General features: G+C 64.1%; 16 protein-coding genes. 3 read left to right on the top strand and 13 right to left on the bottom strand.

All coding sequences use genetic code 11. The features are described from left to right. Window positions 1–3 precede the first annotated feature (3 nt). The gene (lexA, locus tag ABZ319_RS26360; RefSeq protein WP_354989171.1) at window positions 4–666 is read left to right on the top strand and encodes a transcriptional repressor LexA; all 663 of its coding nucleotides are present in this window, start codon (window positions 4–6) and stop codon (window positions 664–666) included. Window positions 667–823: 157 nt separating this feature from the next. Beyond that, complete coding sequence (locus ABZ319_RS26355) at window positions 824–1,279, top strand: DUF4189 domain-containing protein (RefSeq protein ID WP_354989170.1); 456 nt, start codon at window positions 824–826, stop codon at window positions 1,277–1,279. Between the two features lie 105 nt (window positions 1,280–1,384). On the opposite strand, the gene ABZ319_RS26350 is transcribed toward ABZ319_RS26355, so the two are convergent. The 3 genes from ABZ319_RS26350 to ABZ319_RS26340 all read right to left on the bottom strand — a co-directional run bounded on the left by ABZ319_RS26350 (window position 1,385) and on the right by ABZ319_RS26340 (window position 3,459). After that, window positions 1,385–1,861: a hypothetical protein gene (locus ABZ319_RS26350; protein WP_354989169.1), complete on the bottom strand. Its 477-nt coding sequence runs from the start codon at window positions 1,859–1,861 to the stop codon at window positions 1,385–1,387. Between the two features lie 63 nt (window positions 1,862–1,924). Next, window positions 1,925–2,500 (bottom strand): GNAT family N-acetyltransferase, encoded by a 576-nt coding sequence (locus tag ABZ319_RS26345; protein ID WP_354989168.1) that lies wholly within the window; start codon window positions 2,498–2,500, stop codon window positions 1,925–1,927. A 47-nt stretch (window positions 2,501–2,547) separates the two neighbouring features. Next, complete coding sequence (locus ABZ319_RS26340; RefSeq protein WP_354989167.1) at window positions 2,548–3,459, bottom strand: Ku protein; 912 nt, start codon at window positions 3,457–3,459, stop codon at window positions 2,548–2,550. A 102-nt stretch (window positions 3,460–3,561) separates the two neighbouring features. On the opposite strand from ABZ319_RS26340, the gene ABZ319_RS26335 reads away from it, so the two are divergent. After that, a complete protein-coding gene (locus tag ABZ319_RS26335) occupies window positions 3,562–4,383 on the top strand; it encodes a PIG-L family deacetylase (protein ID WP_354989166.1) in 822 nt (273 codons plus the stop codon). On the opposite strand, the gene ABZ319_RS26330 is transcribed toward ABZ319_RS26335, so the two are convergent. From ABZ319_RS26330 to ABZ319_RS26285, 10 genes are all read right to left on the bottom strand, one after another. Next, window positions 4,380–6,479 carry an MMPL family transporter gene (locus ABZ319_RS26330; protein WP_354989165.1) on the bottom strand — a complete coding sequence of 700 codons (2,100 nt, stop codon included), beginning with the start codon at window positions 6,477–6,479 and terminating at the stop codon, window positions 4,380–4,382. The two genes, ABZ319_RS26335 and ABZ319_RS26330, sit on opposite strands and share 4 nt — an antisense overlap. A gap of 156 nt (window positions 6,480–6,635) precedes the next feature. Continuing rightward, window positions 6,636–7,652, bottom strand: a complete 1,017-nt coding sequence (locus tag ABZ319_RS26325) for an LLM class flavin-dependent oxidoreductase (RefSeq protein WP_354989164.1) — start codon at window positions 7,650–7,652, stop codon at window positions 6,636–6,638. Window positions 7,653–7,708: 56 nt separating this feature from the next. Further along, complete coding sequence (locus tag ABZ319_RS26320; protein WP_354989163.1) at window positions 7,709–9,037, bottom strand: UDP binding domain-containing protein; 1,329 nt, start codon at window positions 9,035–9,037, stop codon at window positions 7,709–7,711. After that, window positions 9,024–10,052 (bottom strand): glycosyltransferase family 2 protein, encoded by a 1,029-nt coding sequence (locus tag ABZ319_RS26315; protein WP_354989162.1) that lies wholly within the window; start codon window positions 10,050–10,052, stop codon window positions 9,024–9,026. Before ABZ319_RS26315 ends, ABZ319_RS26320 begins: the two co-directional genes overlap by 14 nt. Window positions 10,053–10,066: 14 nt before the next feature. Beyond that, on the bottom strand, window positions 10,067–11,479 hold the full coding sequence (locus tag ABZ319_RS26310) for a glycosyltransferase family 39 protein (protein WP_354989161.1): 1,413 nt from the start codon (window positions 11,477–11,479) through the stop codon (window positions 10,067–10,069). Window positions 11,480–11,583: 104 nt separating this feature from the next. Continuing rightward, entirely contained in the window at window positions 11,584–12,360 is a 777-nt protein-coding gene (locus ABZ319_RS26305) for a class I SAM-dependent methyltransferase (RefSeq protein ID WP_354989160.1), read from the bottom strand. 15 nt (window positions 12,361–12,375) lie between these two features. Next, a complete protein-coding gene (locus ABZ319_RS26300) occupies window positions 12,376–13,995 on the bottom strand; it encodes a Rieske 2Fe-2S domain-containing protein (RefSeq protein ID WP_354989159.1) in 1,620 nt (539 codons plus the stop codon). Window positions 13,996–14,020: 25 nt separating this feature from the next. Then, window positions 14,021–15,160, bottom strand: a complete 1,140-nt coding sequence (locus tag ABZ319_RS26295; RefSeq protein ID WP_354989158.1) for an LLM class flavin-dependent oxidoreductase — start codon at window positions 15,158–15,160, stop codon at window positions 14,021–14,023. Next, window positions 15,157–16,176 (bottom strand): Ldh family oxidoreductase, encoded by a 1,020-nt coding sequence (locus ABZ319_RS26290; protein ID WP_354989157.1) that lies wholly within the window; start codon window positions 16,174–16,176, stop codon window positions 15,157–15,159. The genes ABZ319_RS26295 and ABZ319_RS26290 overlap by 4 nt, the downstream gene beginning before the upstream one ends. Further along, window positions 16,173–16,849, bottom strand: a 677-nt coding sequence (locus ABZ319_RS26285; RefSeq protein ID WP_354989156.1) for a beta-ketoacyl reductase, incomplete at its 5' end; no start/stop codon positions are given. The genes ABZ319_RS26290 and ABZ319_RS26285, both read right to left, overlap by 4 nt.

The raw sequence follows: 16,849 nt of genomic DNA, 5'->3' as shown, positions 1-16,849 counted from the left end.
CGGGTGACCGGATACGACGACTTCGATGGATTCGAGCATCTCGACACCTCCACCCTGCACCCGCGCCAGCAGCAGATTCTGGCCGCGATCCGGGATTGGGTGCAGCGGCACGGGTATTCGCCGAGCACCCGTGAGCTCGGCGAGGCGGTGGGATTGCGGTCGGGGTCATCGGTGTCCAGGCATCTGAAGGCGCTGGAGGATCGCGGATTCCTGACCCGCAGCGAATCCGTCACCCGGCCCATGGATGTGCGGTTGTTCCTGAAGGCGTCGCACACCCGGGCCGACTCGGAGAATACGGTGTCGGTTCCGGTCGTCGGCGATATCGCCGCGGGTGCCCCGATCCTCGCCGAACAGCACACCGACGACATTCTCTCGCTGCCCCGGGAATTGGTGGGTCGCGGCACCGTATTCGGTCTGCGGGTGCGCGGTGACTCGATGATCGAGGCCGCAATCTGCGACGGTGACATCGTCGTCATTCGGCAGGAGAGCGAAGCGCATTCCGGTGAGATCGTCGCGGCCATGATCGACGGCGAGGCCACGGTGAAGGTGTATCGCCGCAGCAACGGACACGTCTACCTGGAACCGCGCAACCCCGCCTACAGCGTCATCGACGGTGACAAGGCCACGATACTCGGCAAAGTCGTCTCGGTTATGCGTCGCGTCTGAGACGATCTCCCCGGGTCGATGTGCAGTTCGCCGGGCGGGCAATGCCCATACCGGCAAACTTCCTAATGTTGGAGACTGTCCAGTTCCAATTGGACATTGGTTCGGCGCTCGACAAGAATTCGACCCGTTCTGACAAATTCATGACGGGGAGTATCGAATGTCGTTGCTGCGCAAGGCCGGAATGGGCCTCGCGATCATGTCGATGGCGGCGATGGGTGCCATGGCCGCAGGGCCCGCCTCGGCGGCGGGAGAAGAGCCGGTGTTCACCGCGGCTGCCGGTGATCTCTTCGGGGCGCTCGCGCTCTCGCGGAGCACCGGAAACGTGGCGTACGCGGTCAACTACGGCAGCTACGGCGCCGCGGAGAGCGCCGCTATCGCCAAGTGCGGGCAGAACGACTGCGAGTCGGTCGTTCGTTTCGCCAATGCCTGCGGTGCGGTGTCGCAGGGCGCGGACACCCGCTTCGGCTGGGCGTGGGCGCCGACCAAGGCCGAGGCGGAGAAGGGTGCGACCGACGTGCTGGGCAACAGCGCGCCGCAGTTCCCGGATCTGGGCTCGTCCTCGCCGCGGGCGGCCAAGGTGATCCTGTCCGCGTGCACCGATAACGCGCGCTGATCACGGTCCGAACCTGATGTGCGCCGTACCGGATTCGTCCGGTACGGCGCACATTTGTCTCATCGGGGCACAAGCCTCGCGAAAACCCCTGTGCGCATCATCGTTTCAGTGCGTCGCCAGCCGCTCGGTGGACTGCTCCGCCAGCGCCCGCGCGACATTCTCCACCCCCGCTCGCACCACCGAGCCGTACCCGTCGTCGTCGAGCACGTCCAGGCGGTCGCGGGCGGCCAGCAGGTGCCGCTGAGCGGTCTCGAACGCGCCCAGCCGCCGGTAATTGTCGGCGAGATTCAGGTGCAACGACGGGTAGAACCCGCTGACCTGCAGCGTCGAATGATGTTCGCGCGCCCGGGCGTCGGTGAGCGCGTCCGCGGCGTCCAGCGCGCGCACGTCCCAGGTGAGCGCGTCGGCCGGATGGTCGTGCAGATCGGCCAGGAAATGCCCGATGGTCACCCGATGCAGCGCGTCGCCGTTCGCCCCGACCGAATCCCAGAGCGCGGCAAGCTGTTCCCGCGCCCGCGCGGCGTCGCCCTCCCGGCCCAGGGTGACGGCGGCGTTGATGGCGTCCATGGTGCTGTCGGTCATGGCGGACACCGTAGCGACGGGGTCCGACAGGTTCGGTGTCGTCGGCGTCCGCACCCGGGTCGTTCAGCGCGGAATCCGCGCCCGCCCGCCCTCGCCGGCGATGCGGCCCTTGCGGATGAGTTCGCGCTTCGTGCCGGGGGTCAAAGTGATCTGCTCACTGTCGCCCTCGACGGGGGAGTCCTCGAAACCCGGTGCGGGATTGGGCTTCACGAACAGCGTCACGGTGGTGCCCTCGGTGAAACCGTTGCGCTTCATGAGCGAGGCGGAGGCGGTGTTGTGGTTCTCGACGTCGGTGACGATGCGCCGCGCGCCGCTGTTGAACAGGGTTTCGCAACAGGCGTTCATCAACCGGCCGGCGATACCGCGGCCCTGCATGTCGGGCGCGACGGCGATCCATTCCAGATACGCCCAGTCGTCACGGAGTTCGAACTCCATGGAGCCGAGCACGAATCCCACCACGCGATCGGAGTCCACCGCGACCCAGCACGAGCGGCTGGGGCTGTCCAGGTGTTCGGCCACCGAGGTGAGCGACCAGGACGTGTAGGGCTTGGTATTGGTGTCGAACACCTCGTAGCCCAGATCCAGGACCTGGCGGAGATGGCCGAGCCCCATGGGCACGATGGCTATGGCGGGTTCCATAGCCGACAGTTTGCCAGTAATCGGGCCCCGGGGATCGCCCGCCGTGCTCACGCGCCTTTGCGAGCCTGTTTGGCGGGCGCTTTCTTCGCGGTCTTCTTGGCGGCGGCTTTCTTGGCGGGCGCCGCGGCCTTCGCGGTGGATTTCGTGGCCTTGGCGGGTGCGGCTTTCGCGCCGCCGCGGCCGGAGGCTTCCAGGCTGCGCTGCAATGCGGCCACCAGATCCACCACCTCGGCATCCATTTCGGGTGCGGCGGACTCGGGCGCGCGGGTGACCTTGGTGCTGCCGCTGGCGATCGCCTCGTCCAGGAGCTTCTTCAATTCGATCTGATATTCGTCGACGTACAGGGTCGGATCGAAATCGTCGGACAGCGTATCGACCAGGGTTTCGGCCATTTTCAGTTCCTGCGGCTTGGGCGCGGGCACCCCGTCCAGCTTCTCGAACGCCACCGAGCGCACCTCGTCCGGCCACAGCAGCGTCTGCAGCGTCAGCACCCCGTCCCGCACCCGCAGCGCCCCCAGCCGGGTCTTCTGCCGCAAGGTGAAGTGCACCAGCGCGATCCGGTCGGTTCGCTCGAGCGTCTTCGCCAGCAGCACATAGGCTTTGGGCGTGGTCGAATCGGGTTCGAGGTAGTAGCTCTTGTCGAACAGAATGGGGTCGATCTGTTCGGTCGGTACGAACTGCAATACCGGGATCTCGTGTTTCTCGGCGGCCGGCAGTTTCGCGAAATCCTCGTCGGTCAGGATCACCCGGTCCCCGTCCGGAGATTCGTACGCCTTGTCGATATCGGCGTACTGCACGGGCTGCCCGTCGACGGTGCACAACCGCTCGTAGCGAATACGCCCCCCGTCGGCGGCGTGGACCTGATGAAATTTGATGTCGTGGTCCTCGGTGGCGGTATAAACCTTCACCGGGACGTTGACCAACCCGAACGCGATGGAGCCCTTCCAAATGGACCGCATTGCCCGATCGTAGCTCGGAAGGGCTCGCTCGGCAGTTAACACGCTTCCGACCGGTAGGTTTGTGCGGATCTCATTGTTGGCGGCCGCGGGCATAATGACGTCGTGGCAACCGTGGTGGCTTTGCACGCTCATCCCGATGACGAGGTGCTGCTGACCGGCGGCACCCTGGCGAAATTGGCGGCCGCCGGGCACCGGACGGTCATCGTGGTCGCGTGTGACGGGCACATGGAGCAGTTCGACGAGCCGGTCGCGCCGCGCTTGCGCGAATTGCAGGCCAGTGCGGTTATTCTCGGCGTGGACAGGGTCGAACATCTCGGCTTCGCAGATAGCGGGCACGGGCCGATTCTGTATCCGAATCCGCCGGGTCGAACGCTGTTCATGCGTGCCGATCCCGGCGAAGCCGCCGAACGACTGGCGAGGATCCTGTCGCAGGAGCGACCCGAGGTGTTGCTCAGCTATGACCGCCACGGCGGCTACGGTCACCGTGATCACGTTCGTGTCCACGAGGTGGGGCAGCTGGCGGCCGCGCTGGCGGGTGTGCCCCGGGTTCTGGACGCGACGCTGCCGCGGGAGTTGCTGATGCGGCTCAGCGCGCCGGCCCGGCTGTTCGGGTACGACACGTCTGCCGTCCGCGGCGGCTTCACCGCCCGCGCCGAAATCACCCACCGGATAGACGTTTCCGAGTTCGCGGCGCTGCGGCTGGGGGCGTTGGCGGAGCACCGCTCAGTTCTTGCCGGTGGCGGCCGGTTCGCCAGGGTTGCTCGTGGCCTGCGCCGAATACCCGCGCCGGTGCAGGCCAGGCTGTTCCGCTGGGAATGGTTCGCAGAGGAAGGGGTCGGGCCGGGGGTGTCCGTTCCGCTCGACGACATCTTCATACCGGCGCGGACCACACCGCGCTCGGGTCCGGGAAACGGTTCTCGCTAGTCGGCGAGGACCGGATACCGGCGGGCGTACCAGGTTGAGAGAAACCTGGGGGCCCACCAGTTCTGGGCCCCCATCATCGTCATGAGCGCCGGCGCCAGGACCATTCGGATCAGGGTCACATCACTCAGCACCGCCAGAGTCATGCCGACCCCGAACAGTTGCAGGAACTCGACGCGAGACATGGCCAGGGTCATGAACACGATGCACATCACCAGCGCGGCGGGGACGAATATCCTGGCGCTCGCCGAAACACCCGAGACGATTACCGTCGGCAAGTCGTCCACCGAACGCCCGGATTTCATCCACTCGCGGCGAAAACTCGCCAGGAGGAACACCTCGTAGTCCATGGACAGCCCGAAGGCGATGCAGAAGACCAGGACCGGGGTCATCGAATCGATGTATCCGGTGGCCGTGACGCCGAGAGGGCCCGCGAGATGCCCTTCCTGGAAGATCCACACCAGTGCGCCGAAAGGCGCGGCCAACGAGAGCGTATTCAGCACAATCGCTTTGAGCGGCAGCACGATACTGCCGGTGAACAGGAAAAGTAGTATGAGGGTAACCGAGACCATGATCAAGATGGCGTAGGGCAGCCGATTCCCTACCGATCGGACCGAGTCGGTGTTCATGGCCGCGAATCCGCCCACCAGAATCGGACCCGGTGATTCCACCGACCGGATATCGGCCAGTTGCTTCTTTCCTTCCTCGGAGTACGGGTCGGCGGCCGACGCCACCGTCAGGACGGCGTCCCCCGACTCGACGCGAAGGTCCGCGGGTCCGCTGATCCGCACGCCGTTCGAGAAGAGAGTGTTGTTCGCCCGCACGAATTTGACGCCGTCGATCCGGGAAATCTCCGCCGAGTATGACGTCAGCGCCTCGTCCCGGCTCGGCGCTTTCGGCAGCACGATCTGGATGGACGATTGCGAGTCGACCGTGAACTGTTCACGAATGATGTCGCCGACCTGTCTACTCGGGACGGATGCCGCGAGTACGCGATCATCGGGATACCCGAAGTTCACCGCCAGGAACGGCGCGCACAGGGTAAGCAGCGCCGCGATGCTCAGCACGACCGACAGGGTCGGTCTCCGGACCGCGAACTCGGTCAACACGATCAGTCGTGCCCGCGTACGCAATCTCGACCGGAACGGTGGCGAAAGACTCGGCAGGAGCCGGCGGACATCGAGGGCATCGATCCGGTCTCCGATGACCAGCAGCATCGCCGGAACCAGGACGATCGAACTGAGCGCCGAAGCGGCGACGACCGCGATACCGACGTAGGCGAACGATCTCAGGAAGAACTGCGTGAAGACCAGCAGGCCAGCGAGGCCGGCGCCGACAATGCACGCCGAGAACAGCACGGTGCGGCCCGCCACCCGCATCGCGCCCAGAACGGCCGGTTCGGTCGGCAGGCCCCGTGCACGTTCCTCCCGGTATCTGGTGACGATCAGCAGGCTGTAGTCGATGGCCAGCGCGAGTCCGAGGACGGAGGCCACATTCAGTGAAAAGATCGACACTTCGAACAGTTCGGAGGAAAGCCGCAAGATCCCCAGGGTGATCACGATCGAGCACAGGCCACCCAGGATCGGCAGGGAGGCCGCGACCACTCCGCCGAATACGAATATCAGCACCACCAGTGTCGCGGGCAAGGCGATGCGGTCCGCGCGGGAAATATCCTCCCCCGCCACCCGGCTCGCGTCGATGAGGAATCCGTAGGTACCGCCGATTCGAATCGTGACGCCGTCGAATCGCATGGCATCGATGTCCGCCCTGATGGATCGTGCCGACGCATCGTCCGGCACGCTCGCGAGAACTACCGCATCGTGCCCGGACCTGCCGCGCAATGCCTGTGCCTCCGATGGTGATGCGGCCGTCCAGTACGACGCGACGCCGGTGGTACCCGAGGTGGCCTTCACGAAGTCGGCGAGCCTCGTGCCCGCCGCGACGGCCGGTGCGCTGTCGACCCCGCTGTCGGCGGACACCATGATGACGAGGTTGGGACTCGTGCCCATCCGGTTTTCATAGATGTATTCGGCTGCTTTGACGGACTCGAGGTCGGACGACAGGAATCCGCCGGGCTGCAAATGCTGCTGTACACCCATCCCGAAGAATCCGCATATCGCCGTGACGGCACCGACCAATACGATGGCCGACCACGGCCGCCTGGCTATGCACATCAAGACGCGGTCGAGCATGTTCTTCTCCCGGCAGGGTCGGGCAGCTTGTCGGTTCGGTGGCAGCGCCCTGTCCGCTCCGATTCATCGTCGGTCGGCCGCAAACCTGTCCTCTCGGTTCCAGTTCGTCTCATCGGCTGTGGAAATAAGATCCGCGGCGGCCTCCACCCCGCCGACCGATACCCCGGTCTCCAGATTCGTCACCCCCCGATCGGCGAGAAGCCGGAGCTGATCGCGGACCCCCGACCTCGAACCCGCGATGATGAAGCGATCGAGCAGATACTCCCAGACACCGAATTCCTGTGCCAATTCCACATATCGGGCGCGCATGGCGTCCGGCTGGCGTCCGTGCAGCCCCAGGTCGTAGTTCGCAGCGAGCCGGCGTATTCCGTCGTGCAGATCGGGTGGTACGAACTTCGATGCCATATCGCCGCGTGCCAGGTGATGCGCGAAAGAGGCCGTGAGCCATCCCGTTTCCCGCACCGCGGCGTCGGCATCCTCGCTGATCCTGACGGCGCCGCAGTTCCACCAGAGATCGAAACCCGTATCGGCTCCGCCTGTCCGGTCCCGCGTCGTGGCGATCACCTCGCGGACACCGTCGACGACGTCCTCGCTGTGGCCCAGGCCGAGTATCACACCGTCGGCCAGTTCGGCGGCCAATCGCAGCGAGTTCACGCCGTGCGCGGCGAGGTAGATCGGCACCGGCGCTTCGGGTTTCGATCGCAATCGCACCGTGGCGCCGCGCCACCGGCCGGTCCCTTCCCGCAATAGACTTCGCAGGCACAGCACGTACTCCCGAAGCTCACTCAGCCGCGCCGGCCGGGCGCCGAGATTGATGACCCCGCTGTCGCCGGTACCGATCCCGAGGAATGCGCGGCCCGGTATCAGCGATGCCAGCGACGCTGCCGCATTGGCCGTCACCACCGGATGCCTGGTAAGCGGATTGGTCACCGAGACTCCGATCGCGGCACCGCGGATCGCTGCGGCGATATGGCCCAGGGTCAGCCAGCAGTCGGGAGCCACAGCCGGCGAGTCCCACACCGAGACGCGCACGGCGCCGGCCGCATCGGCCAGCTCCGCGCAGCGCCGGGCCTCGCGCACCGTCGCGCCGCAGATATTGACCCCGACGCCGATCGCCGCCGGACGCCCGCCCGCCATCACACGAATCCCGGGGTATCGACCGAATCAACCTCGGGAACAACGGAGTTGAGCCAGTTCGCGGATCCGGCGCGCTGGTAGTACACGTGCGATTCCCAGTCGACCGCGGCCAGCGTCCCGTGGTTATCGATGATCGTCAACCGTTCGGTGCGATCCGCGTTCATCGCGAGCACGTATGCCGGGTGGTCGACGAACTCCTGATGATCAGTGACGACAAGGACACTGCGTGCTCGTCGAAGGCTTTCGAGAATGTTCGGCTCGGATGTTCCTTCGCCCAAAATCCTTTCGACCTCCCACGGGGAATACAGCGGATCGAAAACCGTGAACCGGACGCCGAGTCGGCGCAGTCTGTCCGCGATTCCCTTCGTCGGGCTGTGGACGTCCACCTTCACCGCCCCGCGGCAGGCCAGACCGAGAACGACGACGGGCCCGGTCTCCGCGACCGCGTCCGCGACCAGGGTGCGCATCAGATCGTCGGTGTCGATGGTCGCGCTCAGCAACGACAGCGACTCGGGTCGCTCGGCGCCCTGAATGAGATAGCGGCTGGACAGGGGGATGCAGTAGCCGCCGGTGCCGAAACTGGGGTGGAAGGTGTGAATGTTCCATTTCGTACCGGCCAGCCGAAGCACCTCCACGATGTCGATGCCGGGATAGGCGAGTGTCAGCTGGTTGGCGAAGGTGATGTCCAGGTGCCGGTAGGCGTTCTCCACGCACTTCACGAGTTCCGCCTCGCGATGCGAGGGCGCATGGTGCAGTGTGCGGTTCACCAGCGACAGGACGGCTCCGGCCAGTTCGCTCGATCGCGGGCCGTAGCCGCCGTAAATGCGGTCCAGGGTTGCGAATTGGAATCCCGGACCCAGGAACCAGTCTCGTCGCGGTGCGACCGCGATGAGGATGTCGCTGCCGGCGCGAAGCCCGTAACTGCTGATGATCGGGACGATGAACGTGTCGATGGTCCCCGGCGTCAGTGTCGACTCGATGATCATCAGCGGGGCCTCCCCCCGCCAGCATCCCGCGGCGGCGGCCCCGGCGATCTTCCTGGTCACGTCCTCCAGCGCGCCGAGATAGGGCTCGCCGTCCCGCTCGGTCGGAACGGCGATCATGTGGACGGGGACCTCCGGGCGGAGCAGTATCGCCGAACTCGTGGCGAATCTGGTTCCCGGCAGATCGGCAGCGCGCCGCTCGGCTACGCAGTTCGAATTCGGGTCGTACCCTCGCACCGGCACGCCCGCCTCGGCGAAATATCGTGCGGTGGAGAATCCGATGTGGCCGAGCCCCCAGACCCCGAGAAAACTGGAACCATCGAGCAGAGTGTCACTGATCTTCATAACTAACCATCCCGTCCCTGCCGATAGGCAGAACCTGCCATCCTGTGGTGTGCGACTTCCCCGAGTCGTAGGCGATGACCGAGGCCGGAACCGATTGCTGGATTTTCAACAGACGGCCGACATACTCCCCGAGTATTCCGATGCACATCAACTGAACGCCCCCGAAGGCGCATATAACCGCGATGGTCGAGGCCCAGCCGGAGACCGTATTACCGACCGCATGACTGATGGCCGCGAATACGGACAGCAGCAGTGCCGCGGCGAAACCCAGGGCGCCGCACCAGGTCGCCACTCGAAGGGGAACAAGTGAATACACGATGGCCGAGTCCATGGCGAGATGCCACATCCGCGACAGTGTGTATTTCGATGCACCCGCATCCCGCGCACCGCGCCGGTAACTAACTTCGGCGGAAGGAAATCCGAGCGCAGGGACGACGATCCGCAGCACGCGGCCGTGCTCGGATGTCGACAGCACCGCGTCCACCGTCAGTCGTGACATCAACCGATAGTCGCCCGCGTCCAGGGGCAGATCGATGTGCGACAACCGGCGGAGCAGCCGGTAGAAGATCCGTGCTGTCTGGCGTTTGAAGTAGGTGTCGCTGGATCGATCCCCACGCACCCCGTAGACGACTTCGACATCCTCGTCGAGTGCGATCGCCAGCATCTCGGGGATCAGTTCCGGCGGGTCTTGCAGGTCGGCGTCCAAGGACACCGTCCATCGCCCCTCGGCGCACGACAGGCCGGCCGACAGCGCGGCTTGATGTCCCGCGTTCGCCCGCAGCCGGACGATTCGCAGTTCTCCCCAGGACCGTGCGCACAGCAGCAGGATGCCCGCCGTCGAATCGGAGGAGCCGTCATCGACCGCGATGACCTCGTATCGCTGGGCGAGTCCGTCCAGCGCCGCTCGCAGCCGCTTCAGAAATTGCGGAAGAATGAGCTCTTCGTTGTAGATCGGAACGACGACCGATAAATCCGGGGAAGCAGCTTCGGAAACGGTCTCGGTATTTCCTGGCACGTGGAGACCCCCGGTTAATTGGGTAGGGTTGTGTTTTTCATGTTGTCCCACAGAGTGTCGATGGGAATGTTCAGGCCGGAACAGATCGATATTCTCGTCTCCCGCTGTTCGTTTGCCAGCGGTGAGATATTGTCATCTATCACCGTCCGGGCATGTCGGAGGCTTCCGCAATTGGCGATCAGTATCGGAGGGGGAGTGTCGACGTACACAATGGTTCGCGTGCCGTCCGGAGGTCGTCGCAAATACCATGCGCCCTGCATCGTTCCGTAAACAGGGGGCAGGGAATAGGCCGGTCCGAGTCGCTCGAGCACACTGGATCGCCAGTAGTCGCCCGCGATCACGATTGTTCGTTCCCGCTCGGTGTCGGGAACCTCGTTCACGGTCCTGCCGACCGCCTCGGCCAGCAGATTCCAGTCGTGCCGATGACTCGGGATCAGGTAGCGGGTGGCACCCCCCATCCACTGCGGGCCGACCGGAACGAAGGCCGGCATCAGGACCACGATGGATGCGATGATCGCTGCCCACTGCACCCGCCAGATGCGACCCTGACACCAGCCGATCTCGCCGAGTCCGACCGCGCCGGCGGCGAGGGCGAGGGGAAAAACGCCTCCGAGGTAGTTGCGGCGGAGCATGGCGACCCACACCAGGGCGAGCAGCAGGACCACCACCACACCCAGGAAGCGGTAGCCGGACGCCTTGCGAAGCAGGAACCACAGCCCCGCACCGAAGAGCACCGTCCCGACCAGGCCGAGCGAGCCGATGACGGACGGTACGAATATCAATCTGCCGCCGAATTCCGAAATGTCGGACCAGATCGCGGGGCCTTCGATCAGTTGCGGCCACCCGTTGCGGGCCTGCCACAGCAGGCTGGGAATCATGGAGACGATCGAGATCGCACCCGCGGCATACACGATCGGCCGGGTGAAGAACCGGCGCGGTCCAGCGACCGCGATCGCGATGACGGTGAGTCCCCAGAAAGTGGGAATCAGGTACTTGCCCTGCAGCGCAAGCACTGTCGCACCCGCAATGGCAATCCACAACCGGTCGGAGTCCTCCTTGACCCAGCGGACGAGGAGCCAGATCACGGTGCTCCACATCGCCATATCGACGGCGTCCGTGGTCAAGGCCCTGGAGTGCGAGAGTGCGTAGGGGCTGATGGCGAAGGCGCACGCCGCGAGCAGTTGGACCCGCGGGCCACCGCCGAACTCCCGGCTCAGTAGGGCGCACATGTAAATCCCCACCGCCACGGCTATCACCATGGGGAACCGCAGAAGTGCGAGGTTGCCGGGATCGATGATGTCGGCCGCGTGGGCGAGTGTCGCGACCAGCCATGGCTGGTCGGCATACCCCCAACTGGGGTAACTACCGGCCACCAGATAGAAGTACTCGTCACCGGTGACGTCGTAGCCACCCTGCGTGAGGCACATCAGGGCGACATATGAGACGACCAGAACATGAACGAGTCTGGAGAACAGGGGGTCGTCGCTTCGAGTGCTCGTGCCTGCGACCGTCGGTGCGGACCAACTCATCGTTATCGGCCGCCTACGAGTCGTGCGGTCACGGTCACGGTCCCGGGCGCCGGTGGGCTCGCATACCGCGGGCTCGTATCGGCGTCGAGCGGCCGACGGGCATGGGCGCGCAGGCTGACACCCGGCAGCCCGCCCAGGGGAAGCAGGCGCTCGACCGCGACAACCCATCGCAGCAGCCGATTCACCACCGCGTGCACTTCGCCCAGGTCGCTGCCGGTGGATCGTCTCCGCTTGACTCGGACGAGCGGGCTCAGCAATACCATCCACGATTTGCAGTACAGGACTTCGAATCCCGCGTCGGTCAGCAGCGACAGGAGCTCGTCCCTGCGGTACCTGCGAACGTGCCCGACAGCGCAGTCGTGGTCCGACCACAGGGTCGGATCGGCCGGCACGGTGACCAGCAGACTGCCGCCCGGCTGCAGTGCGCGATAGATCTCGTCGACCGCCGAGCCGTCCTCCACGATGTGCTCGAGCACGTCGAAGGCCACGACGAGAGCAACGGAAGTATCCGCGACCGGAAGTGACCGCGCATCGGCCTGGAGTACGGCCAATCCTCTGTCCGCGGCCATGCGGGCGGCGGACAGGGTGTACTCGACGCACACCGCCGACCACCCGTTCCGTACCAGTACCCGTGTGTTGCCGCCGCCCGCGGCGCCCACGTCCAGCGCGACTCCCGGCGGCAGCCCCCGCAGCATCTGCGAGAGCAACTTGCGGCGTTCGACGTACCACCAATGTCCGTCTTCGAGGCGGACGACCTCTTTGAGTTCGTACTCGTTCACGGTATGTGCCTCACGCTAACTCGTGCTGTCGACTTCGTGTGCCGCGACGATCCTGGGCAACGTCGCATCCCGGTCGTGCTCGATTCCGCTCGTCCCCGCGGGCCGCGTCGCGATCCGCCGATCATCGCCACCGAGTACGCATCTGCCGGTGTCTATCTCGAACTCCCACCCGTGCATCTGGCAGGTGAGAATGCCGTCGTCGACGGTGCCGAACTTCAGTAGGTCGGCCTTCATATGGGGGCAATAGCGTTGCACGACACGGTCATCGATCCGGATCAGGTCGTCCGTATCGGCGGCTTCTTCGATGCCGCTCTCGATGAACTCGATCCGGCGGTGGGACAGGCATTGGAAGAACGCCGGTACGTGCTCGTTGAACGGGCCCTTCCGTGACGCTTCGAATCGGCAGGACAGAAATAGGCCGTTCTCCCAGTCCTCGTCCCGGCGGCGCACCGCATCGGCGATGATTTCCCAGGGTATGCGAAAGCTGTGCTGCCAATGCTGACCATTGAATTCGACGACGGCACGGTCGTGGAAGTCGAGGACGATCTGTTCGGTTGATCCCGCTCGTTCAACTTCCAGTAGAATTCTTCCGTTGATGCCGGCTGCAATATTGTCGGCGCGCGCCATGATCGGTTCGATCCACGCCTTCATCGACGGCAGCAGATCGTAGCCGCCGGTGGGCCACGCGGTCTTGATCTCATCGATCCTCGGCTGCACCCGCGACTTGTAATCGAGAATGTAACTTCGCTTGTCGCCCATTACGCGGGCCAGTTCCTCGGGATCCCGGTCATGTATCGACAACGCGCCGTCCGCCGAGAGTTCGATGACGGTGCCGGGCAGTATGGGATGACCGTTTTCTACACCGTTCGTGCGGAGGAATTCCAGGAATGCGAACTGATCCGGAAAAGCGTTCGACTCGTCGTCATCGAAGTCATTCAGATACAGGACGTCATCGTCGAGAAAGCAGGCGGGGCCGGCGAACGGAAATATGTGATCCGCCGCGTATTGATTGATATAGGTCATGGCTCGCGCCATGCCGTTCTTACGTTTGCGACGTCCTAGTGTCGCTTTCATTCGTTCGGGAAAGTCGTAGACCATGGGATACCAATTCGCGCCGGTGAACTGAACGAAATGGCCATGGAGCGGTCCGAGTGTATCAAGAGGAATTCGTTCCACCGGTCTGGAGTCGTTCTGGTTGTATATCTGCACACCGCGATCCGAAACGACTAATCCCGAGTCGCCGACCGGACTGCGTGCGGGTTCGGTGATGGTGTTGATCAAGACTCGTACATCGGCATCCAGTTCGGTGATCTCGTTGTTGCGCGTTTGTATGAGCCGATGGAACCCCAGCCCTTCCAGCGCGTGGCGGAGATCCGGAATCGGATAGTCCGGCAGCAGAACGGTCGTGTCCTTGGACATCCGTGTCCGCAGCCAGGTGCTGTCGAAATGGTCGTGGTGCAAATGCGAAATATAGAGATATTCGGCGTCGCAAAGCGCGCTCTGATCGATTTTCGTATTATCCGGAAATGGAACCCATGACCCGTAGAATGCCGGGTTGAACCATGGATCGCAGAGTATCCGACCGGCCGAGGTTTCCACAAGCAATCCGGCGTGACCCAATACGGTGATTTTCATGTGCAACTCCAGTACGTGGTAAGCGCTACACGTGCGGAACGGTGCCGAATCTCTCGAGCTCGGCCAACGGGGTGACAATCTCTTCGCCCACTCGCCAGGCCTCCTCGAGGTGCGGGAATCCGGAAAGAATGAAATCGTCGATGCCCATCGCCCCGAGTTCGGCGATCTTGGCGCGCACCGTGGCGAAACTGCCGACCAGAGACGCGCCGGCACCACCGCGCATCAGGCCGATACCGGCCCAGATTCCAGGACTGACTTCGAGATCTTGTGGATCACCGGTGCTGCGGTACCGCTCGTGAAGGCTGAGCATTCGACTCTGACCGGCTGATTCGCTCCGGCTCAGTACCTCGATGGTGCGGTCGAGATCGTCTCGCGCGAGGCCGGACATCAGATGGGCGGCTTCGGCCCATGCCGCGTCCTCGGTGTCGCGGGCAATGACATGGAATCGTGTTCCGACCCGCGCGCAACGGCCGTGAGCTGCTGCTGCGCGCCGGAATCGGTGGGCTCGATCCGCGATATCGGCTTCGGTATCTCCCCAGGAGAGATAGACATCGGCGCGCCGGGCCGCGGTATCGATCGATCCGTCCGAGCTGCCGCCGAAGAAGACTTCCGGCCGATTCCGCACACCCGGCCCGATGCACGCCTGCTCGACTGCGATGTGTTCACCGCCGTACGTGACGGATTCCCCGCGCATCAGGCCGTTGTAGACGGCCAGGAACTCGTCGGCTCGCCGCAGGCGTTCGGACTTCTGCAGAAAGTCACCGTACATACGCTGCTCGGCGGGATCGCCGCCGAGAACGATGTTGAGTCCAAGTCTGCCGGGGAAGGCCCGCTCGAACGTGGCCGCCATGGCGGCGCACAATGTCGGAGACATCATTCCGGGTCGCAGTGCGACCAGAAACCGGATGCGGTCGGTGGTGTGCGCGATCGCCGAACTGACCACCCACGCGTCCTCCGATCGTATTCCGACCGGTGTGAGCAGGGCATCGAAGCCGGCTTGCTCGGCAGCCATGGCAATCGACGACATGTAGCCGATCGACGGCTTGCGCGGTGGAGTGCCGATCGTGGCCTCGGTTCCGCCGTTCCCGTCGAACAGTGTTCCCTTCGTGCCGGTTGCGATGGTCCGGCCGTCGACCGCGGTGGGCAGAAACCAGTGAAATCTCATCCGTTCCCCCCGGGAGCGTTGGTCGGATCGGGCTCGGCCATTGCCGCGGTATGGAGTTCCACAAATGACTTCCATACATTGTCGTTGATGCCCGTATAGCCGCTGTCCAGTGCAGCGCGCAATTTCCTTCGACTGTGTTCGCCGGGCACCCGTACGGAACTCTCCGATGCAGCTAGAGTTTCCGATACTGCGTTCATGAATTCGGTATTCGCTGTTCGAGCTGCTTGTGATCCCGCGATCGGTGCGATGGTTAGGAAAACGTATCCCGTATCCCAGGTTCCGGTCACTGATCTGCCCATCGGGAATCCGAACGGCGCGCCGATCAGATATTGAACGAGCAGTGAGATGCAGAAGCCCTTGTAGCCGCCGAATATCAACGCTGATTCAGCAGAATGTGGATCATCGGTCATCGTTCCGTTGCGGTCGACGAAAGCATCGCCGGGCAAGTCGTCGGCACCCCTGCGCGCTTCCCAGAGCAGCCCGAGCGGCTTGACCGTGGTGCCCATATCGAAGGAGAAGCAGTCGCCGAGTGTGGGCGCACCGAAACCGATCGTATTGACTCCGGTTAGTCCGCCGGCAACGCCGTCGACCGTGCACTCGGCCTTCGAGGTGTTCATGATCAGGGAGATGAAGCCGCGATCCGCTGCCCGCTCGGCCCATTCGCTCAGGACACCGTACCGCTGGGTGTTGATCATGCCGACCAGGCCGACGCCGTACTTGCCGGCGAGTTCGCAGGACAGGTCGGACGCGAACGCCGCACTCACCGGGCCGACTTCACGATGTGCGTCGACGATGGCGATGGCCTGGTCGGCCCGAATCACCTCCGGGGCGTTCTCGCGCGCTTCGAAGAACTGCGACTCGAAGCAGAATTTCGCCAGGCCGTGTGTCGTCTTGCCGAGGAGTTCGCCCCGGATGAAGTGGGCGACGACCTCTTTGGTGACATCGGATGGAAGCGCGCAATTCCGGCATACTTCCGTCATCATCTGCTCGAGAGTTGTTATTTCGATCTGGATCATCTTGAATTTCCTAAATCGAGTGACGAGAAGGATCCGTGCTGTCTGCCCCGGTCTTCGCGGGGTTCGGCGGCCTGGCCGCGCCGTGGCGGTGACATCTCCCCCGCGATATGGATCGCCAGCTGCCGGGCCGTCGGATACTGAAATGCCAGCGCAGGTGACAGTCGTATTCCTACTGCTTCGGCGAGTCCGTTTCGGAATTCCATCGCTGCCAATGAATCGAAACCGAGGTCTTGGAATGCGGCGTCTTGATCTATCTCGGTCCCGTTTGCGTATCCTAACGCCACGGCCATTTGGGTGCTGACGATTTTCGTCACCGCGGCCTGCAACTCTTCGGGGCTCATTTCGTTCAGCGAGTTCGGTACGTGAGTACTCTTGGCCGCCTTGCGTTGCGGGAGGTGTTTTCGCCCGGCGAACACCTCACGAAGCAACGGCGGCACGGCGATGTCGCGGGGCGGTGCGCTGAAGGCCATGAGTATCGGGGTGGGTGCCTGGGTCTGTATCGCGCGATCGAAGACGGTGAGGCCGTCGGAGCGACCGAGTTCACTGACGCCTATCGAGGCGAGCCGTCGTCGAGTGTTGTCGGTGAGGTGGGTTGCCATGCCGCTGGTGAGGTTCCAGAGGCCCCAGGCCATGGATTGTGCGGGGAGGCCTTGGGTGCGGCGGTGGGTGGCGA

This window comes from Nocardia sp. NPDC005978 (genome assembly GCF_040614455.1).
Lineage (GTDB): Bacteria > Actinomycetota > Actinomycetes > Mycobacteriales > Mycobacteriaceae > Nocardia.
The sequence above is the reverse complement of the archived record's forward strand: the minus strand, read 5'-3'. Positions and strand labels throughout refer to the sequence as shown.

Coding starts and splice junctions, on each gene's coding strand:
- ABZ319_RS26355 (WP_354989170.1), top strand. CDS start 824: ATGTCGTTGCTGCGCAAGGCCGGAATGGGCCTCGCGATCATGTCGATG.
- ABZ319_RS26340 (WP_354989167.1), bottom strand. CDS start 3,459: ATGCGGTCCATTTGGAAGGGCTCCATCGCGTTCGGGTTGGTCAACGTC.
- ABZ319_RS26320 (WP_354989163.1), bottom strand. CDS start 9,037: ATGAAGATCAGTGACACTCTGCTCGATGGTTCCAGTTTTCTCGGGGTC.
- ABZ319_RS26290 (WP_354989157.1), bottom strand. CDS start 16,176: ATGATCCAGATCGAAATAACAACTCTCGAGCAGATGATGACGGAAGTA.
- ABZ319_RS26300 (WP_354989159.1), bottom strand. CDS start 13,995: ATGAAAATCACCGTATTGGGTCACGCCGGATTGCTTGTGGAAACCTCG.
- ABZ319_RS26330 (WP_354989165.1), bottom strand. CDS start 6,479: ATGGGTGTACAGCAGCATTTGCAGCCCGGCGGATTCCTGTCGTCCGAC.
- ABZ319_RS26350 (WP_354989169.1), bottom strand. CDS start 1,861: ATGACCGACAGCACCATGGACGCCATCAACGCCGCCGTCACCCTGGGC.
- ABZ319_RS26345 (WP_354989168.1), bottom strand. CDS start 2,500: ATGGAACCCGCCATAGCCATCGTGCCCATGGGGCTCGGCCATCTCCGC.
- ABZ319_RS26310 (WP_354989161.1), bottom strand. CDS start 11,479: ATGTGCCTCACGCAGGGTGGCTACGACGTCACCGGTGACGAGTACTTC.
- ABZ319_RS26295 (WP_354989158.1), bottom strand. CDS start 15,160: ATGAGATTTCACTGGTTTCTGCCCACCGCGGTCGACGGCCGGACCATC.